This is a genomic window from Microbacterium sp. HMH0099 (genome assembly GCF_049384025.1).
Lineage (GTDB): Bacteria > Actinomycetota > Actinomycetes > Actinomycetales > Microbacteriaceae > Microbacterium.
In genome coordinates this window covers 527,153-545,207 of record NZ_JBMRJR010000001.1, presented here as the reverse complement: position 1 = coordinate 545,207, position 18,055 = coordinate 527,153, and the positions used below count along the sequence as shown (strand labels likewise).

Below are 18,055 nucleotides of genomic sequence, written 5' to 3'. Positions count from 1 at the left end.
TCAGTCCGCCGCCGTCTCGTGGGCACGGCGCGCGACGTCGACGGGCGACCGCCGCATCGGCGTCAGCGGGTCGTCGACGAGCGCGACGGTCTCGACGACGTCGGGACCGAACGGGATGCCGGCCGTGATCATGTCCACCTCCGGGAAGCTGCAGCAGTGCCGAGCGTAGGCAGGCCGCGTTTCGGCGATGTTGCCGCCACGAACATTTCCTGCATCGTCGGCGACGCCGGTGGGTGGCGCACCCGGCGCGGGTCTCGCCCAACTCCTGAGTTCTGACGCGGAGCGCCGTGTCCGGCTCGGGGGTTGCCCGTCTTCCCGAGCCGAGGCGGGACCGCGCGCGTCCCCGCCATCCGCTTCTCCGGAGTTCGGCGCGGCGGCGGCAGCAGCGTCACCGCGGCGGCGCCACCGACCCCCGCTCGATGAGCTTCTGGTCCAGCACCCGCACCACGGGCGGACCCGCATCGCCCCGCACGCGACGCAGCAGCAGACGAGCGGCCTCCGCGCCGATCTCATGGATGGGCTGCGACATGACGGTGACACCGGGGGTCGACACCCACGTCCAGTCGGCGTCGTCGAAGGCGATCAGCGACAGATCGTTCGGGATGCCGAGCCCCAGCTCCCGCGCGACACGGAACACCTGCAATGCGATGAGGCTGTCGGATCCGATGACCGCCGTGATCCCGGAGCCGTCGGTCAGCAACCGCCGCGCGATGGTGTCGACACCGTCGCGGCGCGCGTTGAGATGGACGAACGACGCGGGATCGGCGACACCGGCTTCGGCGAGGGCGCTCACGAACCCGTCGACGCGCTCGGCGACCGACGACATCGTGAGCATCGCCCCGGCGCGGTAGACGTCGTCGTGCTCGAGCGTCGAGATCATCGCGATGCGCCGGTGGCCGGCATCCAGGAGCAATCTCGTCGCGGTGCGGGCTCCGCTGCGGTTCGCCGCGATCACGGCATCCACCTCGATGCCCTCGACCACCCGGTCGAACAGTACGACGGGGCGCCCGGCATCGAGGACGCTGCGGAGATTCGACGGGTCGGTGGACGACGCGGGGGCCAGCAGCAGACCGTCCACGCGCTTGGCGAGCTGGACGGCGATGGCCTGCGCCTCGACGCCCGGGTCCTCGTCGGAGTTGGAGAGGATGAAGTCCAGCCCGGCGGCGCTCGCGACGTCGGATGCGCCCCGGGTGGCCTGCGCGAAGAACGGGTTCTCGATGTCGCCGACGACGATGCCGAGGGTGTTCGACCGGCCGGTGCTCATCGTGCGGGCCAGAGCGTTGGGGCGGTAGCCGAGACGATCGGCGGCCGTCAGGACTCGGTCGCGCACGCTGTCGCTCACGGCGCCGTAATCGCCGAGAGCACGCGCCGCGGTCGCCTTCGCCACCCCGGCGGCCTCCGCGACGTCGGCGACCGTCACCTCCCGGCGGGAGGTACCCGTGTCGCTGTCGTGAGACATCGCTTCGCTTCCGGTGTCGTGAGTTGACGATTCCCGCCATCTTGGCGTACGTTGCGGGAAACCAATTGAGACCGGTCTCAGCCTACCGGATTGAGACCGGTCTCAGGTCGAGAAGCACCGCCGCTCCATCGCACCACCCGCATCACGACTGCACCTCGGGGCCGCCAGGCGTCGCACCACCCCGCACCGCCTTCCGGAACCGCGCACCACCACAGCACCGCCGCTCCACCCGCGACGCATCCGCGCCTCCCGCCCCGTCGCGTCAACCCGTGCACCACCTCCCCGCATCCGAGAGGACCCACCGTGATCATCCGCAAGAACCTGCGTCGCACCCTCGTCGGCGCCCTGGCCGCCGCTGCCGCCATCGCCCTCACCGCCTGCAGCGGCACCGCCGCTTCGTCGTCCGGCGAGGACAACCCGTACGGCCTCATCACGCCGGGACAGATCCGCGTCGCCAGCCTCGGCGACTCGAAGCCCTACACGTTCACCGACGAGAACGGTGAGTTCACCGGCTTCGACGTCGAGCTGTTCACGGACGTCGCGTCGCGCATCGGCATCGACGACGTCGTCTTCACCGGCCAGGACTTCTCGGGCCTGCTCGCGGCCGTGTCCAACGGTCAGTTCGACGTGGGCGTCGCCGCGATCGGCATCACGGCCGAGCGGGAGCAGACCGTCGACTTCTCCGACGGCTACCTCGCCGGCTACCTGACGGTCATGGCGAGCCCGTCCGCCGGCATCGACGACGTCGACGGCCTCGCCGGCAAGCGCCTCGGCGTCGTGCAGGGCACCCTGCAGGAGGCCTACGCCGTGAAGAACTTCACCGAGACCGAGCTCGTGCGCTTCCCCGACAACAACTCGGCGATCTCGGCGGTGAACAGCGGCTCCATCGACGCGCACTTCCTCGACTACGAGGCCGCCAAGGAGTACGCCGCCCAGTACGGCCTGGTGAACGCGATCGACATCCCCTCGTTCGACGCCCCCGCCGGCTTCGCCATCGCCAAGGACCACGAGGCGTTCAAGGACGCCCTGAACGAGGGTCTGCACGCTGCGATGGAGGACGGCACGTGGAAGGAGCTGTACCAGAAGTGGTTCCCGGGCTCGCCGATGCCGGAGCAGTACCTGCCCTCGTCGGAGCAGACCTCGAGCCCCTCGCCGTCGGCGAGCAACTGATCGGCCGCTTCGCGGCCATCTGAAAGGAGCCCCCGATGGACTGGCTCGACAACCTCGTCAAGACGTTCCTCGATTTCGAGGCGATGGCGCAGGTGCTTCCGCAGCTGCTGGGCACCGGCCTCGTCAACACCCTCGTCATCTCCGTCTGCGCCACGGTGATCGGGATCGTGCTGGGCATGGTCGTGGCCATCCTGGGCATCTCGCCCTCGCGGTGGCTGCGCACCCCGGCGCGCATCTACACCGACGTCTTCCGGGGGCTCCCCGCGATCCTCACGATCCTGCTGATCGGTCAGGGCTTCGCCCGGCTGAGCCAGCAGCTGTTCGGACCGTCGCCGTATCCGCTCGGCATCCTGGCCCTGTCGCTCATCGCCTCGGCGTACATCGGCGAGATCTTCCGCGCCGGGATCCAGAGTGTCGACCGCGGTCAGCTCGAGGCGTGCCGCGCCCTGGGGATGAGCTACGGCAAGGCCATGCGCCTGGTCGTGGTGCCCCAGGGTGTGCGGCGGGTGCTGCCCGCGCTCGTGAACCAGTTCATCGCGATCGTCAAGGACTCGTCGCTGGTGTATTTCCTGGGTCTGCTCGTGTCGGAGCGCGAGCTCTTCCGGGTGGGACAGGATGCCGCGGTTCTCACCGGCAACCTGTCGCCGCTCGTCGCGGCGGGCGTGCTCTACCTCGTCATCACGGTTCCGCTGACGCACCTCGTCAACTACTTCGACAACCGCTTCCGCACCGGCCGGCGCAAGCCGACCCCGCCCAAGAGCGGCCTCGATGAGGTCGAGGAGACCACCCCCGGCCCCGCCCTGACCTACGGAGCGAACACATGACGTACACCTCCCCGGTCCCCGTCACCGACGGGCACCTCTACGAAGGCTCGAGCCTCGAGCTCCGCGATCTCACGATGGCGTACGGCGACATCGACGTGCTGCGCGGGGTGAGCCTCGAGGTCAAGCCCGGCACCACCACCTGCATCATCGGCCCCTCGGGCTCGGGCAAGTCCACGCTGCTGCGTGGCGTGAACCGCCTCCACGAGCCCAAGTCGGGCGACGTGCTCCTGGCGGGCAAGAGCGTGCTGACGCAGAAGCCGGATGCCGTGCGCCGGCGCATCGGCCTGGTGTTCCAGCACTTCAACCTCTTCCCCGACCACACCGCGCTCGAGAACGTCGCACTCGCCTTACGCCACGTGAAGGGGCTGCCGGCATCCGAGTCGCGGCGGATCGCCGCCGAGCGTCTCGCCGAGGTGGGCCTGGCGGAGCGCAGTGATCACCGTCCGCGCGACCTGTCGGGCGGCCAGCAGCAGCGCGTCGCGATCGCGCGGGCCCTGGCCATGGAGCCCGAGGTCATGCTGTTCGACGAGGCGACGAGCGCCCTCGACCCCGAGCTGGTGAAGGGCGTGCTCACCCTCATGGCGGGCCTCGCGCAGCGCGGGATGACGATGCTCGTCGTCACGCACGAGATGGGCTTCGCACGGAAGGTGGCCGACCAGGTCGTCTTCATGGACGAGGGCCGCGTCGTCGAGGCGGGTGCCCCCGCCGACCTGTTCGAACGGCCGCAGAGCCCGCGCCTGCAGCGCTTCCTGTCGGAGGTGCTGTGATGACGGCGCACAACGACAGCGCCCCCCTCCGCACCGCGGTCATCGGGTTCGGCGTGTCGGGGCGGGTGTTCCACGCCCCCTTCCTCGACGCCGACCCCGACTACCGGCTCGACCTCATCGTCACCGCGAACCCCGAGCGTCGCGCCGAGGCCGAGTCCCGGCATCCGTCCGCCCGGGTGGTCTCCGACGTCGAGGCCGTGTGGGCCGCAGCCGACGAGCTCGACCTCGTCGTCATCGGCTCGCCCAGCGGCACGCACGCCCGGCTGGCGCAACGGGCATTGGATGCCGGCCTCGATGTCGTCGTCGACAAGCCCTTCGCCGTGACCGCCGAGGAGGGCCGTGCGCTCATCGCGCGTGCCGAACGTCTCGGGCGCACGATCACCGTGTTCCAGAACCGTCGATGGGACGGCGATTTCCGGACCCTGCGCGCCCTCGTCGACAGCGGGGAGCTCGGCGAGGTGCGGCGCTTCGAGTCGCGCTTCGAGTGGTGGAAGCCCGACCCGTCGTCCTCGTGGAAGACCGAGGCCGACGTGGCCGAGGGCGGCGGCATCCTGTACGACCTGGGGACGCACCTCATCGACCAGGCCGTGCAGCTGTTCGGTCCGGTCGACGACGTCGCCTCGGAGGTGCACCGTCGCCGGCAGGCCACCGCGGCCGACGACGACGTGTTCGTCGCCCTGCGGCACGCCTCGGGGACGACGTCGCACCTGTGGATGAGCGCCGTCGCTCCGCTCAGCGGCCCGCGGTTCCACGTGCTCGGCTCGCTCGCCGGCTGGACCAGCTGGGGCCTCGACCCGCAGGAACCCGCGCTGATCGCGGGCGCCCGCCCCGGCGATCCCGGCTTCGGCGAGGTTCCGGAGGAGCGTTGGGGCACTGTCGGCGCGGGCGACGACACGCGGACTCACCCCACCCTCGCGGGTGACTACGGCGCTTTCTACCGCGCTCTCGCCCCGGCCCTCCGCCGCCAGGGGCCGCTGCCCGTCGACCCGAACGATGCCGTCGCGGTGCTCGAGATCATCGAGCGCGTGCACGCCGCGGCATCCGTCACCGCCTGATCCTCCCCCGAGAGAAAGACATCCTCATGACCACTCCCACGCACGTCGCCGTCATCGGCGGGGGCATCCTCGGCGTCTCGACTGCGGCGCACCTCGTCCGCGCCGGCGCACGCGTCACCCTGCTCACCGAGGGCTCCTGGGCCAGCGGCGCCTCGGGACGCTCGATCGCCTGGCTCAACTCCTCCGGCGACCGCTCCGCCGCCTACCACTACCTGCGCATCGTGGGCATCGACCGCTACCGCTCATGGGGCGCGCACCACCCGGGCAGCGAGCGGTACCTGCGCTTCGACGGAGCCCTCAAGTGGGCGGGACCCGACGAGAGCTTCCGCGAGACGTTCGACTTCGAGCGCCGCAACGGCTACGACGCGGTCTGGGTCGAGCGCGCCGACATCGCCACGATCGCCCCCGATGTCGACCCCGACTCCGTGGCCGCCGAGGGCGCCATCTTCAACCCCGGCGAGGGATGGGTGAGCATGCCCGACCTCATCGCCGCGCTGGTGGCCGACGCCGTCGCTGCCGGTGCGATCGTTCACGAGAACGTCGGCCGCGCGCGCGTCGATGTGCAGGACGGTGTCGCGACCGGCGTCGTGCTCGCGGACGGCAGCCGTATCGAGGCCGACCACGTCGTGCTCGCCACCGGCCCCGCGGTCCCCGCCGACCTCGCCGCTCTCGGTGTGACGATTCCGGATGCCACCCCCGCGGCCTTCGTGCTCTTCACCGACCCGGTCGACGTGCCCGTGCAGACCGTGCTCAACACCCCGCGCGTCGCCGTGCGGCCCACGCCCGATGGGCGTCTCGTGCTGGATGCCGACTGGGCCGAGCAGTCGGTGCGGGTCGCCGACGACGGCTCGCTCACGGTGCCGGAAGAGTCGGTCGCGGGCCTGCTCGAGGAGGCCTCGCGCGTGCTCGCCGGTCACCCCACGCTGACGGCGTCCCGCGTCGGGGCCGGTCTCAAGCCGATTCCCGGGGACGGCGACCCGGCCGTGGGCGAGGTCCCCGGCATCCGGAACCTGTCCGCCCTCTTCACGCATTCGGGGGCGACGCTGGGGCTGATCCTCGGAGAGCTCGTCGCCGAGGAGATCGTCGCGGGCGCGCCGTCGCCGCTGCTCGACGACTTCCGGTTCGCGCGCTTCGTCGGAGAGACGGTCTCGGAGCCGGTGGCGACGGGGGCGTGGTCGCCGGTCGGCGAGGACTGAGTCGGAGCCGAGGGGCGCGGCCGAAGGGTCGCGCCCCTTCAGCATCCCCCCGCCGGCCGCCGCCAGAACAGGCGATGGCACCGGGACAGGGCGATCTGCGCCGCGTCCGCCTGTTCTCGCCGCATCGCCTGTTCTCGCCGCGGGGCGGTGCCCGCCCGCCGCCCCGCAGCGCCAACTGTCGCCGCGGGGCGGGCGCCACCGCCCGGCAAGACCCCGCAGACCCCGCAGCCCCGCCCGGGGCTCCCGCAAAACCCCCGCCCCACGCGTGGAACACCGCCGAAACACGCGATTGTTACCGTCATCAACATGTCGCTCCTGGTCCTCAACGCCCGTCTGATCACCGTCCCCGCGGGGACGGACGACCCCGGCTACATCGAACGCGGGTACATGCTCGTGCGGGACGGCCGCATCGCCGCGATCGGCGCCGGCGACCCCGACCCGGGCGTCACGGCCGACGAGATCCTCGACGTCGACGGCAAGTTCGTCGCTCCCGGATTCGTCTCCTCGCACAGCCACCTCTTCACCAGCGGCTCGCGCGGTCTGGGCGTCGACCAGACGCTCTACGGGTGGTGCACGTCGATGTTCAGCGTCCTGACCAACGGCTCGCCGGACCACATCTACTGGGCGACGCTGCACGGCTCGTTCGACTTCCTCGCCAACGGCGTCACGACCGCCTACAACTTCACCGATCCCCTCCTGCCGTGGGAGCCGATGGTCGAGGGCAAGCGCGCCGACGGCGGCGGCGTCCTGCGCGACCACGCCTGGCACACGCGCCAGAGCGACGGATGCCTCGACGCGGGCCTCCGCTTCGTCGACTCGATCGCCCTGGACGCCACCGTCGGCACGGACGAGGAGATCTTCGCCCGCTTCGAGGCCTCGCTCGACCACGTGCTCGCCATGGATCCGGACATCGCGCTGGGCGCCTCGATCATGGGCCAGGTGCAGTGGTCGACCCGACCGGATGCCGCGGAGATCGAGGTCGCGGTCATGGACCGGTTCGGCGTCACCAACCAGGCGCACTTCCTCGAGACGTTCGAGGCCATCGAGCACCAGCAGTCGAAGTTCCAGCTCTACAAGCGCGCGGGCGCGCTCCGCCCGGGCATGATGTTCGGCCACTTCATCCAGACGACGCCGGAGATCATCCAGGATGCCGCCGCCGCCGGCGCCAGCATGTCCTGGCAGCCCGCGTCGAACGGGCGTCTCGCGTCGGGCGTCGCACACGTCCCGGAGATGCTGGATGCCGGGATGAAGGTGGGCATGGGCCTCGACGATCAGGCGTGCACCGATGTCGCCGACCCGTGGCAGAACATGCGGACCGGCATGTTCATGCAGCGGGCCCGCACCCACGACCCGCTCTCGATGATGCCGGAGCGCGTGCTGCGCCTCCACACGCTCGGCGGGGCCGAGATCATGGGCGTCGACGACCGCGTCGGCAGCCTCGAGGTGGGCAAGTTCGCCGACTTCGTGGTCGTGGACCCCCGCAAGCCGGACGTCGGGCCGCTGTGGAACCCCGTCCGCAGCTACGTGCTGGCGTGCGGCCTGCGCAACCTGCAGCAGGTCTACGTGGGCGGGAAGCTCGTCAACGAGAACGGCGTCTCGACCAACCCGCTCGCCGAGGAGGCGTCGCGCGTCCTGCACGAGGAACTGCCGGCGCTGGTCGACCAGTACGGCATCATCCTCTGACCCGCGGCCTCGCGGCGGCCGGGTCCGACACGTCGGAGGCGCGGCCGGAATCGGACGTGGGCCGCAGATTCGGACGCCGCAGCCCATCCGGTCCGATTCCGCGGCCCCGCTCCGATTCCGCGGCCGGGTGCCCGGCCGCGCCGGAATCGGATGACGGCCGCAGATTCGGACGCCGCCGCCGATCCCGTCCGATTCCGCGGCCCCGCTCCGATTCCGCGCCCCCGCGACCGCCCTGACCCGCCCGCGACCACGACCCCCGGCTCACCCCGGCGCGGCCGGCGCGAGCCGGTACAGCAGCCGCGGACGACCGCGCGCGCCGTAGCGGTGCGCCAGGTCGATGACGCCCGCGGCGACGAGGTGCTCGAGGTAGCGCTGCGCCGTCGCGCGAGACACGCCGCTGGCCGCGGCGACGTCCTCGGCGGAGACGAAGGTCACGGGGTCCAGGGCCGCCTGCACGCGGTCGAGGGTCACGGCCGCGAGTCCCTTCGGCAGCGCCGGGGCCGCCCGCGGCGCGGGCACCCGCACCGTCCCGGTGTCGAGCAGCCGGTCGATGTCGCCCTGGCTCAGACGCCGCTCGCGGGCGGCATCCGTCCGTTCCCGGCGCTCCGCGCCATACGCCTCGAGACGCCGGTGCAGCACCTCCTCCGTGAACGGCTTGACCAGGTAGCCGACGACGTGGGCGGCCAGTGCCTGCCGCACGGTCACCTGGTCCTGGGACGAGCTGATGACGAGGACGTCCGGGCCGTCCGCGCCGAGCGTGCGGAGCCGATGCAGCACCTCGACACCGCTGATGTCGGGCAGCCGCATGTCCAGCAGGACGAGGTCGACGCCCGCCTGCGCCTGCGTCACGGCGGCCGTGCCGGTCCCGGCGGAGCCGACGACCGCGAAGCCCGGCGCCGCGGCGACGAACCGGCCGTGCAGGGCGCGCGCGGCGGCGTCGTCGTCGCAGATGAGCACCCGGATCATCCCCGCGCCTCCATGTCGAAGGCGAACCGCGCCCCGCCCCACGCCGAGCGGGAGACGAGGAGCTCGCCGCCGCGGTCGGTCACCGCGCGTCGGACGACGGCGAGTCCGATGCCCCGCCCCGTCCCGGTCCGGTCCGGCTTCGACGAGAAGCCGAGACCGAACGCCCGCTCCTGCTCCCGCGGGTCCAGGCCGGGGCCGTCGTCGTCGACGGCGCCGTGGAGGATGCCACCCACCTGCGCGAGCGAGCACCGCACCCTCGTGGCGCCGGCCTCGGCCGCGTTCCGGCAGAGGTTGCTGAGGATGAGCACGACCGTCTCGTCGATCGCGACGTCGGGGTCGATCTGCGTCTCCAGCCGGGCGCCGAGGGCCGCGACCTCGCTGCGCAGCGCCTCGATGCTCGCGCTCACGAGGGATGCGCCGAGCCGGCTGTCCGCGGTCGGACGCGGCTCGAGCCCCGGTATCGCCGCCGAGATGTAGGCGACGGCATCCTGCGTGTCGCCGTGCGAGACGAGACCGTGCAGGACGTGCAGGCGGGTGCCGAACTCATGGGCCTGCTCCCGCAGCGCGGCCATGGTGCGCGCGGTCTGCTCCTGCTCGGCGGCGAGGGCGTCGAGGCGGCGGAAGCGCCGCTCGATCAGCGCGGCCAGGACGGACGACGCGAGCGTGCCCGCCACGAGCGCGCCGAGGGCCCACGGCATCAGCTCGCCCAGGGCCTCGTCGCGCTCGGTGAGGATGCTCGACTGCAGGACGCCGACGGCGACCATGCCGACCACGTCCCCGCCGTCGCGGACGGGCACCTTCGCGCGCAGCGAGCTGCCCGAGGGGCCGGTCTCGACGCCGAAGAACGGCGTCCCCGCCAGGACGCTCGCGTTGGCGGTCTCCACCTGCCGTCCGCGCTGGTCCGCGGACGGGTGCGTGATGCGCACGCCCTCGTCATCGGTGATGACGACGTAGAAGACGCCGGTGGTCCGTTCGATGAGGTCGGTGAGCGGCTGCAACGCCGCCGTCGCGGGCGCCAGGTCGGCGGCATCCGCGAGGTCCGTCGCGCTCCCGGCGGGGGACATGGATGCCACGGTGCCGCGCACCTCGTCGAGCTCGGCGATGCTCGTGGCCACCTCCGAGACGCGCTGCGCGGTGTCGTCGTGGATCCGCCGCTCCTGCACCCCCGCGGCGATGACGGTGGTGAGGCCGACCGCGGCGAGGACGATGACGCTGGGAAGCACGACGAGTCCCCACCGCGCCGCGCGCGCGGCGGTCGAGCGGGCATCGCGCACGGCCGGGTCCTCTCTGACGCGAGTTATGAGCACAAAGCGGGCGGGGGGTGCGCCGCGGGCGTCCTCCTGGGAGCGTCATCACATTCTGCGAGACGACGACGTTCGCAAGGAGGAGTTGTGATGACGGAGCCTACGCCTTCATCTGTCCCAGACCACACGCCGACGGGTCCCCCCGCCCGGCGCCGGTGGATCGGCCGCGTCCTGGGCGGGGCCGTCGCCGTCTCGGCGATCGCGATCGCGTCCTACGGCTCGATCACCTCGGCATCCGCGGGGGACGACATCCACGCCTCGATGACGATCATCGCCCCGGCGGCCGCGGGCGGCGGCTGGGACGGCGTCGCCCGCGAGCTGCAGCAGGCGCAGAAGGCCAACGGCCTGGTGAACAACGTGCAGGTGGTCAACATGCCGGGCGCGGGCGGCACGATCGCCCTCGGCAACGTCTCGGTGCTCAACGGGCAGGCCAACAACCTGCTCGTCGGCGGGACCGGCCTGCTCGCGGCGACCGTGCAGTTCGACTCCGCGGCGACGCTCGACGACGTGACGCCCCTGGCCGTCATGGTCGAGGAGTACGACGTCATCGTCGTCCCCGCGAGCTCGCCGTTCCAGACGCTCGACGACCTCGTCGCGGCGTGGAAGGCCGACCCCCGCGCCCTGCCGTGGACCGGCGGCGGCTCGTTCGACCAGCTCGTCGTGGCCGAGCTGGCGCTCGCCGCCGGCATCCCTCCCGTCGAGATGACCTACATCTCGTCCGACGGCGGCGGCGAGGCGATCCAGGCCCTGCTGAACGGCACGGCGCAGGCCGCGGCGGGCGGGTACCCCGACAACATCGACCAGATCGAGTCCGGGCGTCTGCGCGCGCTGGCCCTGGTCGCGAGCGAGCCCCTCGACGGCATCGACATCCCCACGGCCGTCGAGCAGGGGTACGACATGGGCCTCACCAACTGGCGCATGCTCGCCGCTCCGAGCGGCCTCGACGACGAGCAGGTCGCCGGGCTGACGGACCTCGTCCTGGACTCGACGGCGACCCCGGAGTGGGCCGACGCCCGCGCCCGGTACCACTGGACCGAGCGCATCATCACCGGCGACGACCTCACGGAGTTCCTCGCCGAGGAGCGCACGCGCATCGAGCGCCTGTACGAGGAGATGGGCCTGTGATGCCGTCGAACAACCCCACGTCCGTGTCGGCGACTGTCGGCAACCGGCTGCGGCTCAGTCGCGGCGGGGGACTCGTCGGTCTCGTCAAGTCGCTGGCCATGCCGCTCGTGCTCGCGGCGTTCGCCACCTACCTCGTCGTCGGGATCGTCACGATGCGGGTGCCCCCGAACGCGGCCTTCCCCGGTCCGCAGTTCTTCCCCGGCATCATCGCGGCGGGCCTGTACGTCTTCGCGATCGTGCTCGGCATCGGCGCGGTGCGCGCCATCGGCGGGACCCCGGATGCCGCGGAGCCGGACGAACGGGCGGTCGGGGTGGACTGGCGGTCCTTCGCGTGGGTCGTGGGGTCGTTCCTCGCGTTCGCGTTCCTGCTCGGCATCCTGGGCTGGATCATCGCCGCGGCCCTGCTGTTCACGGGCATCGCCCGCGGTTTCGGGCAGCGCAACGTGCTGTTCGCCCTGTTCGTCGGCGTGACGATCAGCTCTCTCACCTACATCGCGTTCGACATGGGGCTCGGCTTGTCCTTGCCCTCCGGCATCCTGGGATGGGCCTTCTGACATGGACGTTCTCGTTCTCCTCGGCGAAGGATTCGCCGGCGCCCTCACCTGGCAGAACCTCATCTGGGTGCTCGTGGGATGCGTGCTCGGCACGGCGGTCGGCGTCATGCCCGGCCTCGGCTCGTCGATGGCGGTGGCCCTGCTGCTGCCGGTGACGTTCTCGCTCGACCCGACCGCGGCCTTCATCATGTTCTCGGGCGTGTACTTCGGCGGCCTGTTCGGCGACTCGATCACCGGCATCCTGCTGAACACCCCCGGGCAGGCGTCCGCCATCGCATCGACGTTCGAGGGTCACAAGATGGCGCGCAACGGACGGGCGGCGCAGGCTCTCGCCACCGCCGCGATCGGCGCCTTCATCGGCGGGATCATCGCGTCGATCCTCCTCGTGTTCTTCGCGCCCCTGCTCGCGGACCTGTCGAGCAGCTTCGGGCCGGCGGAGTTCTTCGCCCTCGCGGTGTTCGCCTTCGCCGCGACCTCGTCGGTGGTGACGGACAGCGCCGTGAAGGGCCTGGCCTCGCTGTTCCTCGGGCTCGGCATCACCGTGATCGGCGTCGACGGGGTCACCGGGGCGCCGCGGTTCACGATGGACTCCCCGAACCTCTTCGACGGCATCTCGCTCATCACCGTGACCGTCGGCATCCTCGCCCTCGGCGAGGTCATCTACGTCGCATGCCTCGAACGGCATGTGGCGAACAAGACCATGATCCGTCCGACGGGTCGGCCGTGGCTCTCACGCAAGGAGCTGAAGGAGGCGACGCCCGCCTGGCTGCGCGGAACGGCGATCGGTCTGCCGTTCGGCGTGATCCCGGCCGGCGGATCGGAGATCCCGACGTTCCTCGCTTACGGCCTCGAGAAGCGCCTGGACTCCCGCCGAAGGAAGCCGCGCTTCGGCACCGGCGCGATCCGGGGTCTGGCGGCGCCGGAGGCGGCGGGCAACTCGACCACGGGCATGGCGATGGGCTCGCTCCTCGCGCTCGGGCTGCCGGTGTCGGCGACCGCGGCGATCATGCTCGCGGCGTTCCGCCAGTACGGTCTGCAGCCGGGGCCGCTGCTGTTCGAGCGGGCGCCGGACCTCGTCTGGGCGCTCATCGCGAGCTTCTTCCTCGCGATGGTGGTGCTGCTGATCCTCAACCTCCCCTTCGCGATGGTGTGGGCGAAGCTGCTGCTCATCCCGCGTCCGTACCTGTACGCCTCGATCGCCCTGTTCTGCGGTCTCGGCATCTACGCCACGTCGGGGGCGACGTTCGACCTCGTCCTGCTGCTGGGCATCGGTCTGCTCGGCTTCCTGCTGCGCGCGAACGACTTCCCGCTGGCGCCGCTCATCATCGGGATGGTGCTGGGACCGCTGGCCGAGACGAGCCTCCGGGATGCCGCGATGAGCGCCAACGGCGACCTCACCACGCTCTTCCAGGGTCCGATCGTCCTGACGATCTACGCCGTGCTCCTCGTTGTGCTCGCCGTGGCCGTGCGCAACCGCGTGGTCGCACGCCGCGCGGCGGCCCGGACGCCCGAGCGCGAGAGCGTCGACGCGTCCTGACCCGTCGGCGGGCGGCGACCGGCCGTCCTGACCGGTCGGCGGGCGGCGACCGGCCGTCCTGGAATCGGATGACGGCCGCAGAGTCGGACGGGGAGACAGATCCCGTCCGACTCTGCGGCGTCGATCCGATTCTGCGGCCCCGACTCCGCGGCGCCGACTCCGTGGCCCCGATTCTGCGGCCCGATTCCGAGGCGCGGCTCAGGGGGTGCGGCCGGCGCGGCGGCCGGCGACCGCCGTCGACAGCCGGCCGACGAGGCCGAACACGCCCACTCCCGCCAGGCACGCCGCGAGGGCGGCGGCGAACAGCTCGGCGCTCCGCGGGTCGACGGACCCGAGGGCGAACATCTCGTGCGGCATGGGCAGCACGAAGCCCGCGCCCGCCGCGGAGAGCATGATCGAGACGGCGTACCAGGCGCCGACGAGGACGACGAGCACGGCCACCGCCGTCCCCAGCAGGACGGCGCGCGCACCGAAGTCCCGTCGCCCGCCTTCCGCGCGGGGGTGCGGCGGCTCGACGGGGGGAAGGGATGCCGCGGGCTCCGACAGCGGGGACACGACGACGTCGGCGGCGGTGATGCTCATGGGTGTCCTCCCGAGGAAGCGGCGACACCGGGTGGTGATGGACCCGACATCCGGTGCTTCTCCGATGCTAGGAACCACCTGTTTCCGGGGCGTTTCCCCCGCGTGACCCTCCGGTCGCCGTCACGGCGGGACCGGGCGGCCCCACCCGCGTCAGGCGTCGCCGTCGGGCGCGTCCCCTCCGTCGGCGTGCACGATGTCCTTCACGATGAGCAGCCGGTAGGTCGTGCCGTCGGGGGAGTGCCACCGGTGGGGCGTGCCCGAGCGGCAGTACACCGAGTCGCCGACGACGAGCGTCCGCTCCCCGAACGCCCCGAACGAGATGACGATCGATCCCTCGAGCACCGTGAGGAACTCGTCCTCGTCGTGGACGTAGTGGTCGCCGGGCTCGGCGTTGGACCCGGTGAACTCGAGCGGCTCGAAGCGGCGCGGGCCCGTGACGAGGACGCGGGCGGTCCCCTCGGCGTAGGGGCCGATGACGCCCTCGTCCGCGCCGACGAACGACGGCTCGGGGTCGTGGTCGGCGCGGGGCGGCTCCGAGCCGGCGATGAGCTGGACACGGCTGGTGCCCAGGGCGCGCGCCAATCGTTCCAGGCTGGCCATGCTCGGGCGGGCCAGGCCGCGCTCGAGCTGGCTGAGGAAGGGGTGCGACAGGGTGGCCGCCTCCGCCAGCTGCATCAGGGTGAGGCCGCGCGCCTTGCGGAGGCTCCGCAGATGCGCCCCGAGTCGCTCGTCGCTGGTGGGGGAGACGGGGGTCGCCGAGGCCATAGAGGTCATCGTGCCACCCTCCCGGACGGTCGCGCGACGAACGCCGCGGGGACGCGCACGACGACGACGCTCACGCGCTCCTCACCGCGCAGGAGCTTTCCGGCGCCGTGTCGTCCGCGACGAGATGCAGACGCGTCCCCGGCAGCTCGCGCAGGGGGCGGGCGCCGGCGGCGTTGCGGGATGCCACGATCTCCGCGATCACGGAGAGGGCGGTCTCCTCGGGGGTCGAGCCCCCCAGGTCGAGGCCGAGGGGGGAGTGGAGGCGGGAGAGCTCGGCATCCGTCACTCCGGCCCCACGGAGGAGCGCGGCGCGCCGGGCGACGGTGGCCCGCGCCCCCATCGCACCGACGAAGCCGACCGGCAGGCGCAGGGCCGTGCGCAGGGCGGGCACGTCGAGCCGCTCGTCATGGGTGAGGACGCAGACCGCCGTGCGCGCGTCGGGCGAAGGGAGGCCGGCGAGGTACTCGTGCGGCGCGGCGACCACCAGCTCCGTGGCGTCGGGGAAGCGCTCGCGCGTCACCAGCAGGGCCCAGTCGTCGCAGACGGTGATAGCGAAGCCGGCGGCGGCTCCGAGGCGGCACAGCGCGGCGGCGTGCTCACCGGCGCCGAGGATGACGAGTCGCGGGGGAGCGATGCGGTGGAGGTCCAACGGGTCCCCGTCGAGGTCGAGCCGCAGCGTCGCCTCGCGCCCGGCGCGCACGTCTTCGAGGGCCGGTCGCATCGTCTCGTCGAGGCGGTAGGCCACGACGTCGACGGCGCCGCCGCAGGCGAGACCGGCCGCGATCGGCGTGACGGCGCCGTCGTCGGTGAAGCCGAACCGGGCTCGTCGCATGCCGCCGGTGCGCAGGACGTCGAGCCCGAGCATCACGGCGTCGCTCTCGACGCACCCGCCCGAGATCGAGCCGAGCACGCGCGCATCGCGCGTCACGGCGAGGCTGGCCCCGACGCCGCGCGGTGCGCTGCGCACCACGCGGGTGACCGTGACGGCCGCGACGGGGACGCCCGCGTCGAGCAGCGGCACCAGGTCGGCGGCCAGTTCGAGCATGGACGCGACGGTAGTCGGGGCGTGTTTCGCGCACGCTACGCTGTCGTGACCATGCCCTCCGCGCCCGCTGGACCCGTCTTCGGTCTCGTGCTGGCCGCCGGTGCCGGGCGCCGATTCGGCGGCCCCAAGGCCCTCGCCCGGACTCCCGCCGGTACGCCGTGGCTGGCCCTCGCCGTCCGGGCACTGCGCGCCGGGGGATGCGCCGAGGTCGTCGTCGTCCTCGGCGCCGGTGCCGAGGAGGCGCGGGGCCTCGTGCCTGAGGGAGCGACCGCCGTCACGGCGAGCGGATGGGAGAGCGGGGTCGCGGCATCCCTCCGCACCGGCCTCACCGCGCTCGAGTCGTCGGGAGCCGTGGCGGCGGTCGTCGTCCCGGTGGACACCCCCGACCTGCCCGTCGCCGCCGTGGCCCGCATCGTGCGTCGCGCCGGCGCCGACGCCCTCGTCCAGGCGACGTACGCCGGGGCGCCGGGTCATCCCGTGCTCCTCGGCCGCGCCCACTGGTCGCCGCTCGCCGCGAGCGTGCGCGGCGACGTCGGCGCCCGGGCCTACCTGATCGCTCAGGGGGCGGAGTCCGTCGAGTGCAGCGACCTGTGGACGGGCGCCGACCGCGACACGCGTTGAGGCCTCGAGGTCGCAGATCACGGTCCGGCCACGGAGCGGGGCAATTTTGTCGTGCCTCTAGACAAAACCCCCCAGCGGGGATAATTTTTCGGAGCCGTCATAATCCGACGGTCCATAGAGCCGGGACATAGACGTACCCGATCCGACGCCCGGGAGGCGCGGGTATGACCTCGGGGGTCCCTGCCGTTCAGAGAGGAACGCAGATCACATGCTCAAGAAAATCCTGACCGGTGCGGCCATCGCCGCGCTCGCCGTCGGTCTGGGAGCGTGCAGCTCCACCCGTCCGGCGGACGGGGGCGCCGCCGCCGGCGGCAGCGGGGAGTGCAACGTCGGCATCGCGATGCCGACCCGCAGCCTGGAGCGCTGGATCAACGACGGCGAGCAGCTGCAGCAGAAGCTCAGCGACGCCGGCTGCACCGTCGACCTGCAGTACGCCGACAACAAGACCGACCAGCAGATCAGCCAGATCCAGAACCAGATCTCCGGCGGGGCGAAGATCCTCGTCATCGCGGCGATCGACGGCTCGACCCTGGGGCCGGTCCTCGAGGAGGCCAAGGCGCAGAACGCCACGGTCATCGCCTACGACCGCCTCATCAACGGCAGCGAGAACGTGGACTACTACGCCACCTTCGACAACTACAAGGTCGGCACGCTCCAGGGCCAGTACATCGAGGAGCAGCTCGGCCTGAAGGACGGCGCGGGCCCCTTCAACCTCGAGCCCTTCGCCGGCAGCCCCGACGACAACAACGCCAAGTTCTTCTTCGCCGGCGCCTGGGACGTCCTCCAGCCCTACGTCGAGAAGGGCCAGCTCGTGGTCCCCAGCGGCAAGTCGCCCGCGAACGACGACGCCTGGGCCTCCATCGGCATCCAGGGCTGGGCCTCCGACAAGGCGCAGGCCGAGATGGACAACCGCCTGTCGTCGTTCTACGGCGACGGCAAGAAGGTCAACGTCGTGCTGTCCCCGAACGACAGCCTGGCGATCGGCATCGAGGCCTCCCTCAAGTCGGCCGGCTACACCGCGGGCACCGACTACCCGATCATCACGGGCCAGGATGCCGACAAGGCCAACGTCAAGGCGATCCTCGAGGGCACGCAGGCGATGACCGTCTGGAAGGACACCCGCGCCCTCGGCGACCGCGTCTTCGAGATGATCCAGCAGATCAAGGACGGCGACGAGGTCGAGGTCAACGACACCGAGACCTACGACAACGGCGAGAAGGTCGTCCCGTCCTTCCTGCTGACGCCCGAGGTCGTCGTCAAGGACGACGTGCAGTCCAAGCTCATCGACTCGGGCTTCCTCAAGGCCTCCGACGTCGGACTCTGATCCGTTCCGCGGCGGGGCCCGCACGGTCGACGTCCACGTCCGCCGTCTGCGCGCCAAGCTCGGCGACCTCGAGCAGCT

The 18,055-nt window shown here is 71.9% G+C and carries 18 protein-coding genes and 1 pseudogene; 12 read left to right on the top strand and 7 right to left on the bottom strand.

The window, feature by feature from the left end; translation table 11 throughout:
• Entirely contained in the window at positions 1 to 138 is a 138-nt protein-coding gene (locus ACO03V_RS02380; RefSeq protein ID WP_367734155.1) for a hypothetical protein, read from the bottom strand.
• Between the two features lie 250 nt (positions 139 to 388).
• Complete coding sequence (locus tag ACO03V_RS02375; protein WP_423136466.1) at positions 389 to 1,459, bottom strand: LacI family DNA-binding transcriptional regulator; 1,071 nt, start codon at positions 1,457 to 1,459, stop codon at positions 389 to 391.
• A 306-nt stretch (positions 1,460 to 1,765) separates the two neighbouring features.
• Between ACO03V_RS02375 and ACO03V_RS02370 the strand changes: the two genes are divergently transcribed.
• The 6 genes from ACO03V_RS02370 to ACO03V_RS02345 all read left to right on the top strand — a co-directional run bounded on the left by ACO03V_RS02370 (position 1,766) and on the right by ACO03V_RS02345 (position 8,154).
• Positions 1,766 to 2,629: an ABC transporter substrate-binding protein gene (locus tag ACO03V_RS02370; RefSeq protein WP_423136670.1), complete on the top strand. Its 864-nt coding sequence runs from the start codon at positions 1,766 to 1,768 to the stop codon at positions 2,627 to 2,629.
• Positions 2,630 to 2,664: 35 nt separating this feature from the next.
• Positions 2,665 to 3,453, top strand: coding sequence for an amino acid ABC transporter permease (locus ACO03V_RS02365; protein WP_367734160.1), 789 nt, complete (start codon positions 2,665 to 2,667; stop codon positions 3,451 to 3,453).
• Positions 3,450 to 4,220, top strand: coding sequence for an amino acid ABC transporter ATP-binding protein (locus tag ACO03V_RS02360; RefSeq protein ID WP_423136465.1), 771 nt, complete (start codon positions 3,450 to 3,452; stop codon positions 4,218 to 4,220). The genes ACO03V_RS02365 and ACO03V_RS02360 overlap by 4 nt, the downstream gene beginning before the upstream one ends.
• Positions 4,220 to 5,275, top strand: a complete 1,056-nt coding sequence (locus ACO03V_RS02355) for a Gfo/Idh/MocA family protein (RefSeq protein WP_423136464.1) — start codon at positions 4,220 to 4,222, stop codon at positions 5,273 to 5,275. Before ACO03V_RS02360 ends, ACO03V_RS02355 begins: the two co-directional genes overlap by 1 nt.
• A gap of 26 nt (positions 5,276 to 5,301) precedes the next feature.
• Positions 5,302 to 6,471 carry an NAD(P)/FAD-dependent oxidoreductase gene (locus ACO03V_RS02350; RefSeq protein WP_367734165.1) on the top strand — a complete coding sequence of 390 codons (1,170 nt, stop codon included), beginning with the start codon at positions 5,302 to 5,304 and terminating at the stop codon, positions 6,469 to 6,471.
• 306 nt (positions 6,472 to 6,777) lie between these two features.
• The gene (locus ACO03V_RS02345; protein WP_423136463.1) at positions 6,778 to 8,154 is read left to right on the top strand and encodes an amidohydrolase family protein; all 1,377 of its coding nucleotides are present in this window, start codon (positions 6,778 to 6,780) and stop codon (positions 8,152 to 8,154) included.
• Positions 8,155 to 8,415: 261 nt separating this feature from the next.
• Here ACO03V_RS02345 and ACO03V_RS02340 read toward each other — a convergent pair whose 3' ends face one another.
• Together ACO03V_RS02340 and ACO03V_RS02335 are read right to left on the bottom strand one after the other, a co-directional pair.
• On the bottom strand, positions 8,416 to 9,120 hold the full coding sequence (locus tag ACO03V_RS02340) for a response regulator (protein ID WP_423136462.1): 705 nt from the start codon (positions 9,118 to 9,120) through the stop codon (positions 8,416 to 8,418).
• The gene (locus ACO03V_RS02335) at positions 9,117 to 10,394 is read right to left on the bottom strand and encodes a sensor histidine kinase (protein ID WP_423136461.1); all 1,278 of its coding nucleotides are present in this window, start codon (positions 10,392 to 10,394) and stop codon (positions 9,117 to 9,119) included. Before ACO03V_RS02335 ends, ACO03V_RS02340 begins: the two co-directional genes overlap by 4 nt.
• A gap of 120 nt (positions 10,395 to 10,514) precedes the next feature.
• On the opposite strand from ACO03V_RS02335, the gene ACO03V_RS02330 reads away from it, so the two are divergent.
• Genes ACO03V_RS02330 through ACO03V_RS02320 form a run of 3 tightly spaced genes read left to right on the top strand, consistent with a single transcriptional unit; the run spans position 10,515 to position 13,640 of the window.
• Positions 10,515 to 11,549, top strand: a complete 1,035-nt coding sequence (locus ACO03V_RS02330) for a tripartite tricarboxylate transporter substrate binding protein (RefSeq protein ID WP_423136459.1) — start codon at positions 10,515 to 10,517, stop codon at positions 11,547 to 11,549.
• Positions 11,550 to 11,572: 23 nt separating this feature from the next.
• On the top strand, positions 11,573 to 12,103 hold the full coding sequence (locus tag ACO03V_RS02325; protein ID WP_423136458.1) for a tripartite tricarboxylate transporter TctB family protein: 531 nt from the start codon (positions 11,573 to 11,575) through the stop codon (positions 12,101 to 12,103).
• Between the two features lies 1 nt (position 12,104).
• Positions 12,105 to 13,640 (top strand): tripartite tricarboxylate transporter permease, encoded by a 1,536-nt coding sequence (locus tag ACO03V_RS02320; RefSeq protein ID WP_423136457.1) that lies wholly within the window; start codon positions 12,105 to 12,107, stop codon positions 13,638 to 13,640.
• A gap of 198 nt (positions 13,641 to 13,838) precedes the next feature.
• Here ACO03V_RS02320 and ACO03V_RS02315 read toward each other — a convergent pair whose 3' ends face one another.
• The 3 genes from ACO03V_RS02315 to ACO03V_RS02305 all read right to left on the bottom strand — a co-directional run bounded on the left by ACO03V_RS02315 (position 13,839) and on the right by ACO03V_RS02305 (position 16,032).
• Positions 13,839 to 14,222 (bottom strand): hypothetical protein, encoded by a 384-nt coding sequence (locus ACO03V_RS02315; RefSeq protein ID WP_423136456.1) that lies wholly within the window; start codon positions 14,220 to 14,222, stop codon positions 13,839 to 13,841.
• A 150-nt stretch (positions 14,223 to 14,372) separates the two neighbouring features.
• On the bottom strand, positions 14,373 to 14,996 hold the full coding sequence (locus ACO03V_RS02310; protein ID WP_387055224.1) for a helix-turn-helix domain-containing protein: 624 nt from the start codon (positions 14,994 to 14,996) through the stop codon (positions 14,373 to 14,375).
• Between the two features lie 61 nt (positions 14,997 to 15,057).
• Positions 15,058 to 16,032: an XdhC family protein gene (locus tag ACO03V_RS02305; RefSeq protein WP_423136455.1), complete on the bottom strand. Its 975-nt coding sequence runs from the start codon at positions 16,030 to 16,032 to the stop codon at positions 15,058 to 15,060.
• Positions 16,033 to 16,083: 51 nt separating this feature from the next.
• Here ACO03V_RS02305 and ACO03V_RS02300 point away from each other — a divergent pair, with 51 nt between their 5' ends.
• The 3 genes and pseudogenes from ACO03V_RS02300 to ACO03V_RS02290 form a co-directional block, all read left to right on the top strand.
• Positions 16,084 to 16,653, top strand: a complete 570-nt coding sequence (locus ACO03V_RS02300) for a nucleotidyltransferase family protein (RefSeq protein WP_423136454.1) — start codon at positions 16,084 to 16,086, stop codon at positions 16,651 to 16,653.
• Positions 16,654 to 16,861: 208 nt separating this feature from the next.
• Complete coding sequence (gene chvE, locus ACO03V_RS02295) at positions 16,862 to 17,977, top strand: multiple monosaccharide ABC transporter substrate-binding protein (protein WP_367734189.1); 1,116 nt, start codon at positions 16,862 to 16,864, stop codon at positions 17,975 to 17,977.
• Between the two features lie 10 nt (positions 17,978 to 17,987).
• Positions 17,988 to 18,055 (top strand): annotated as a pseudogene (locus tag ACO03V_RS02290) (DNA-binding response regulator); the annotation flags it as partial.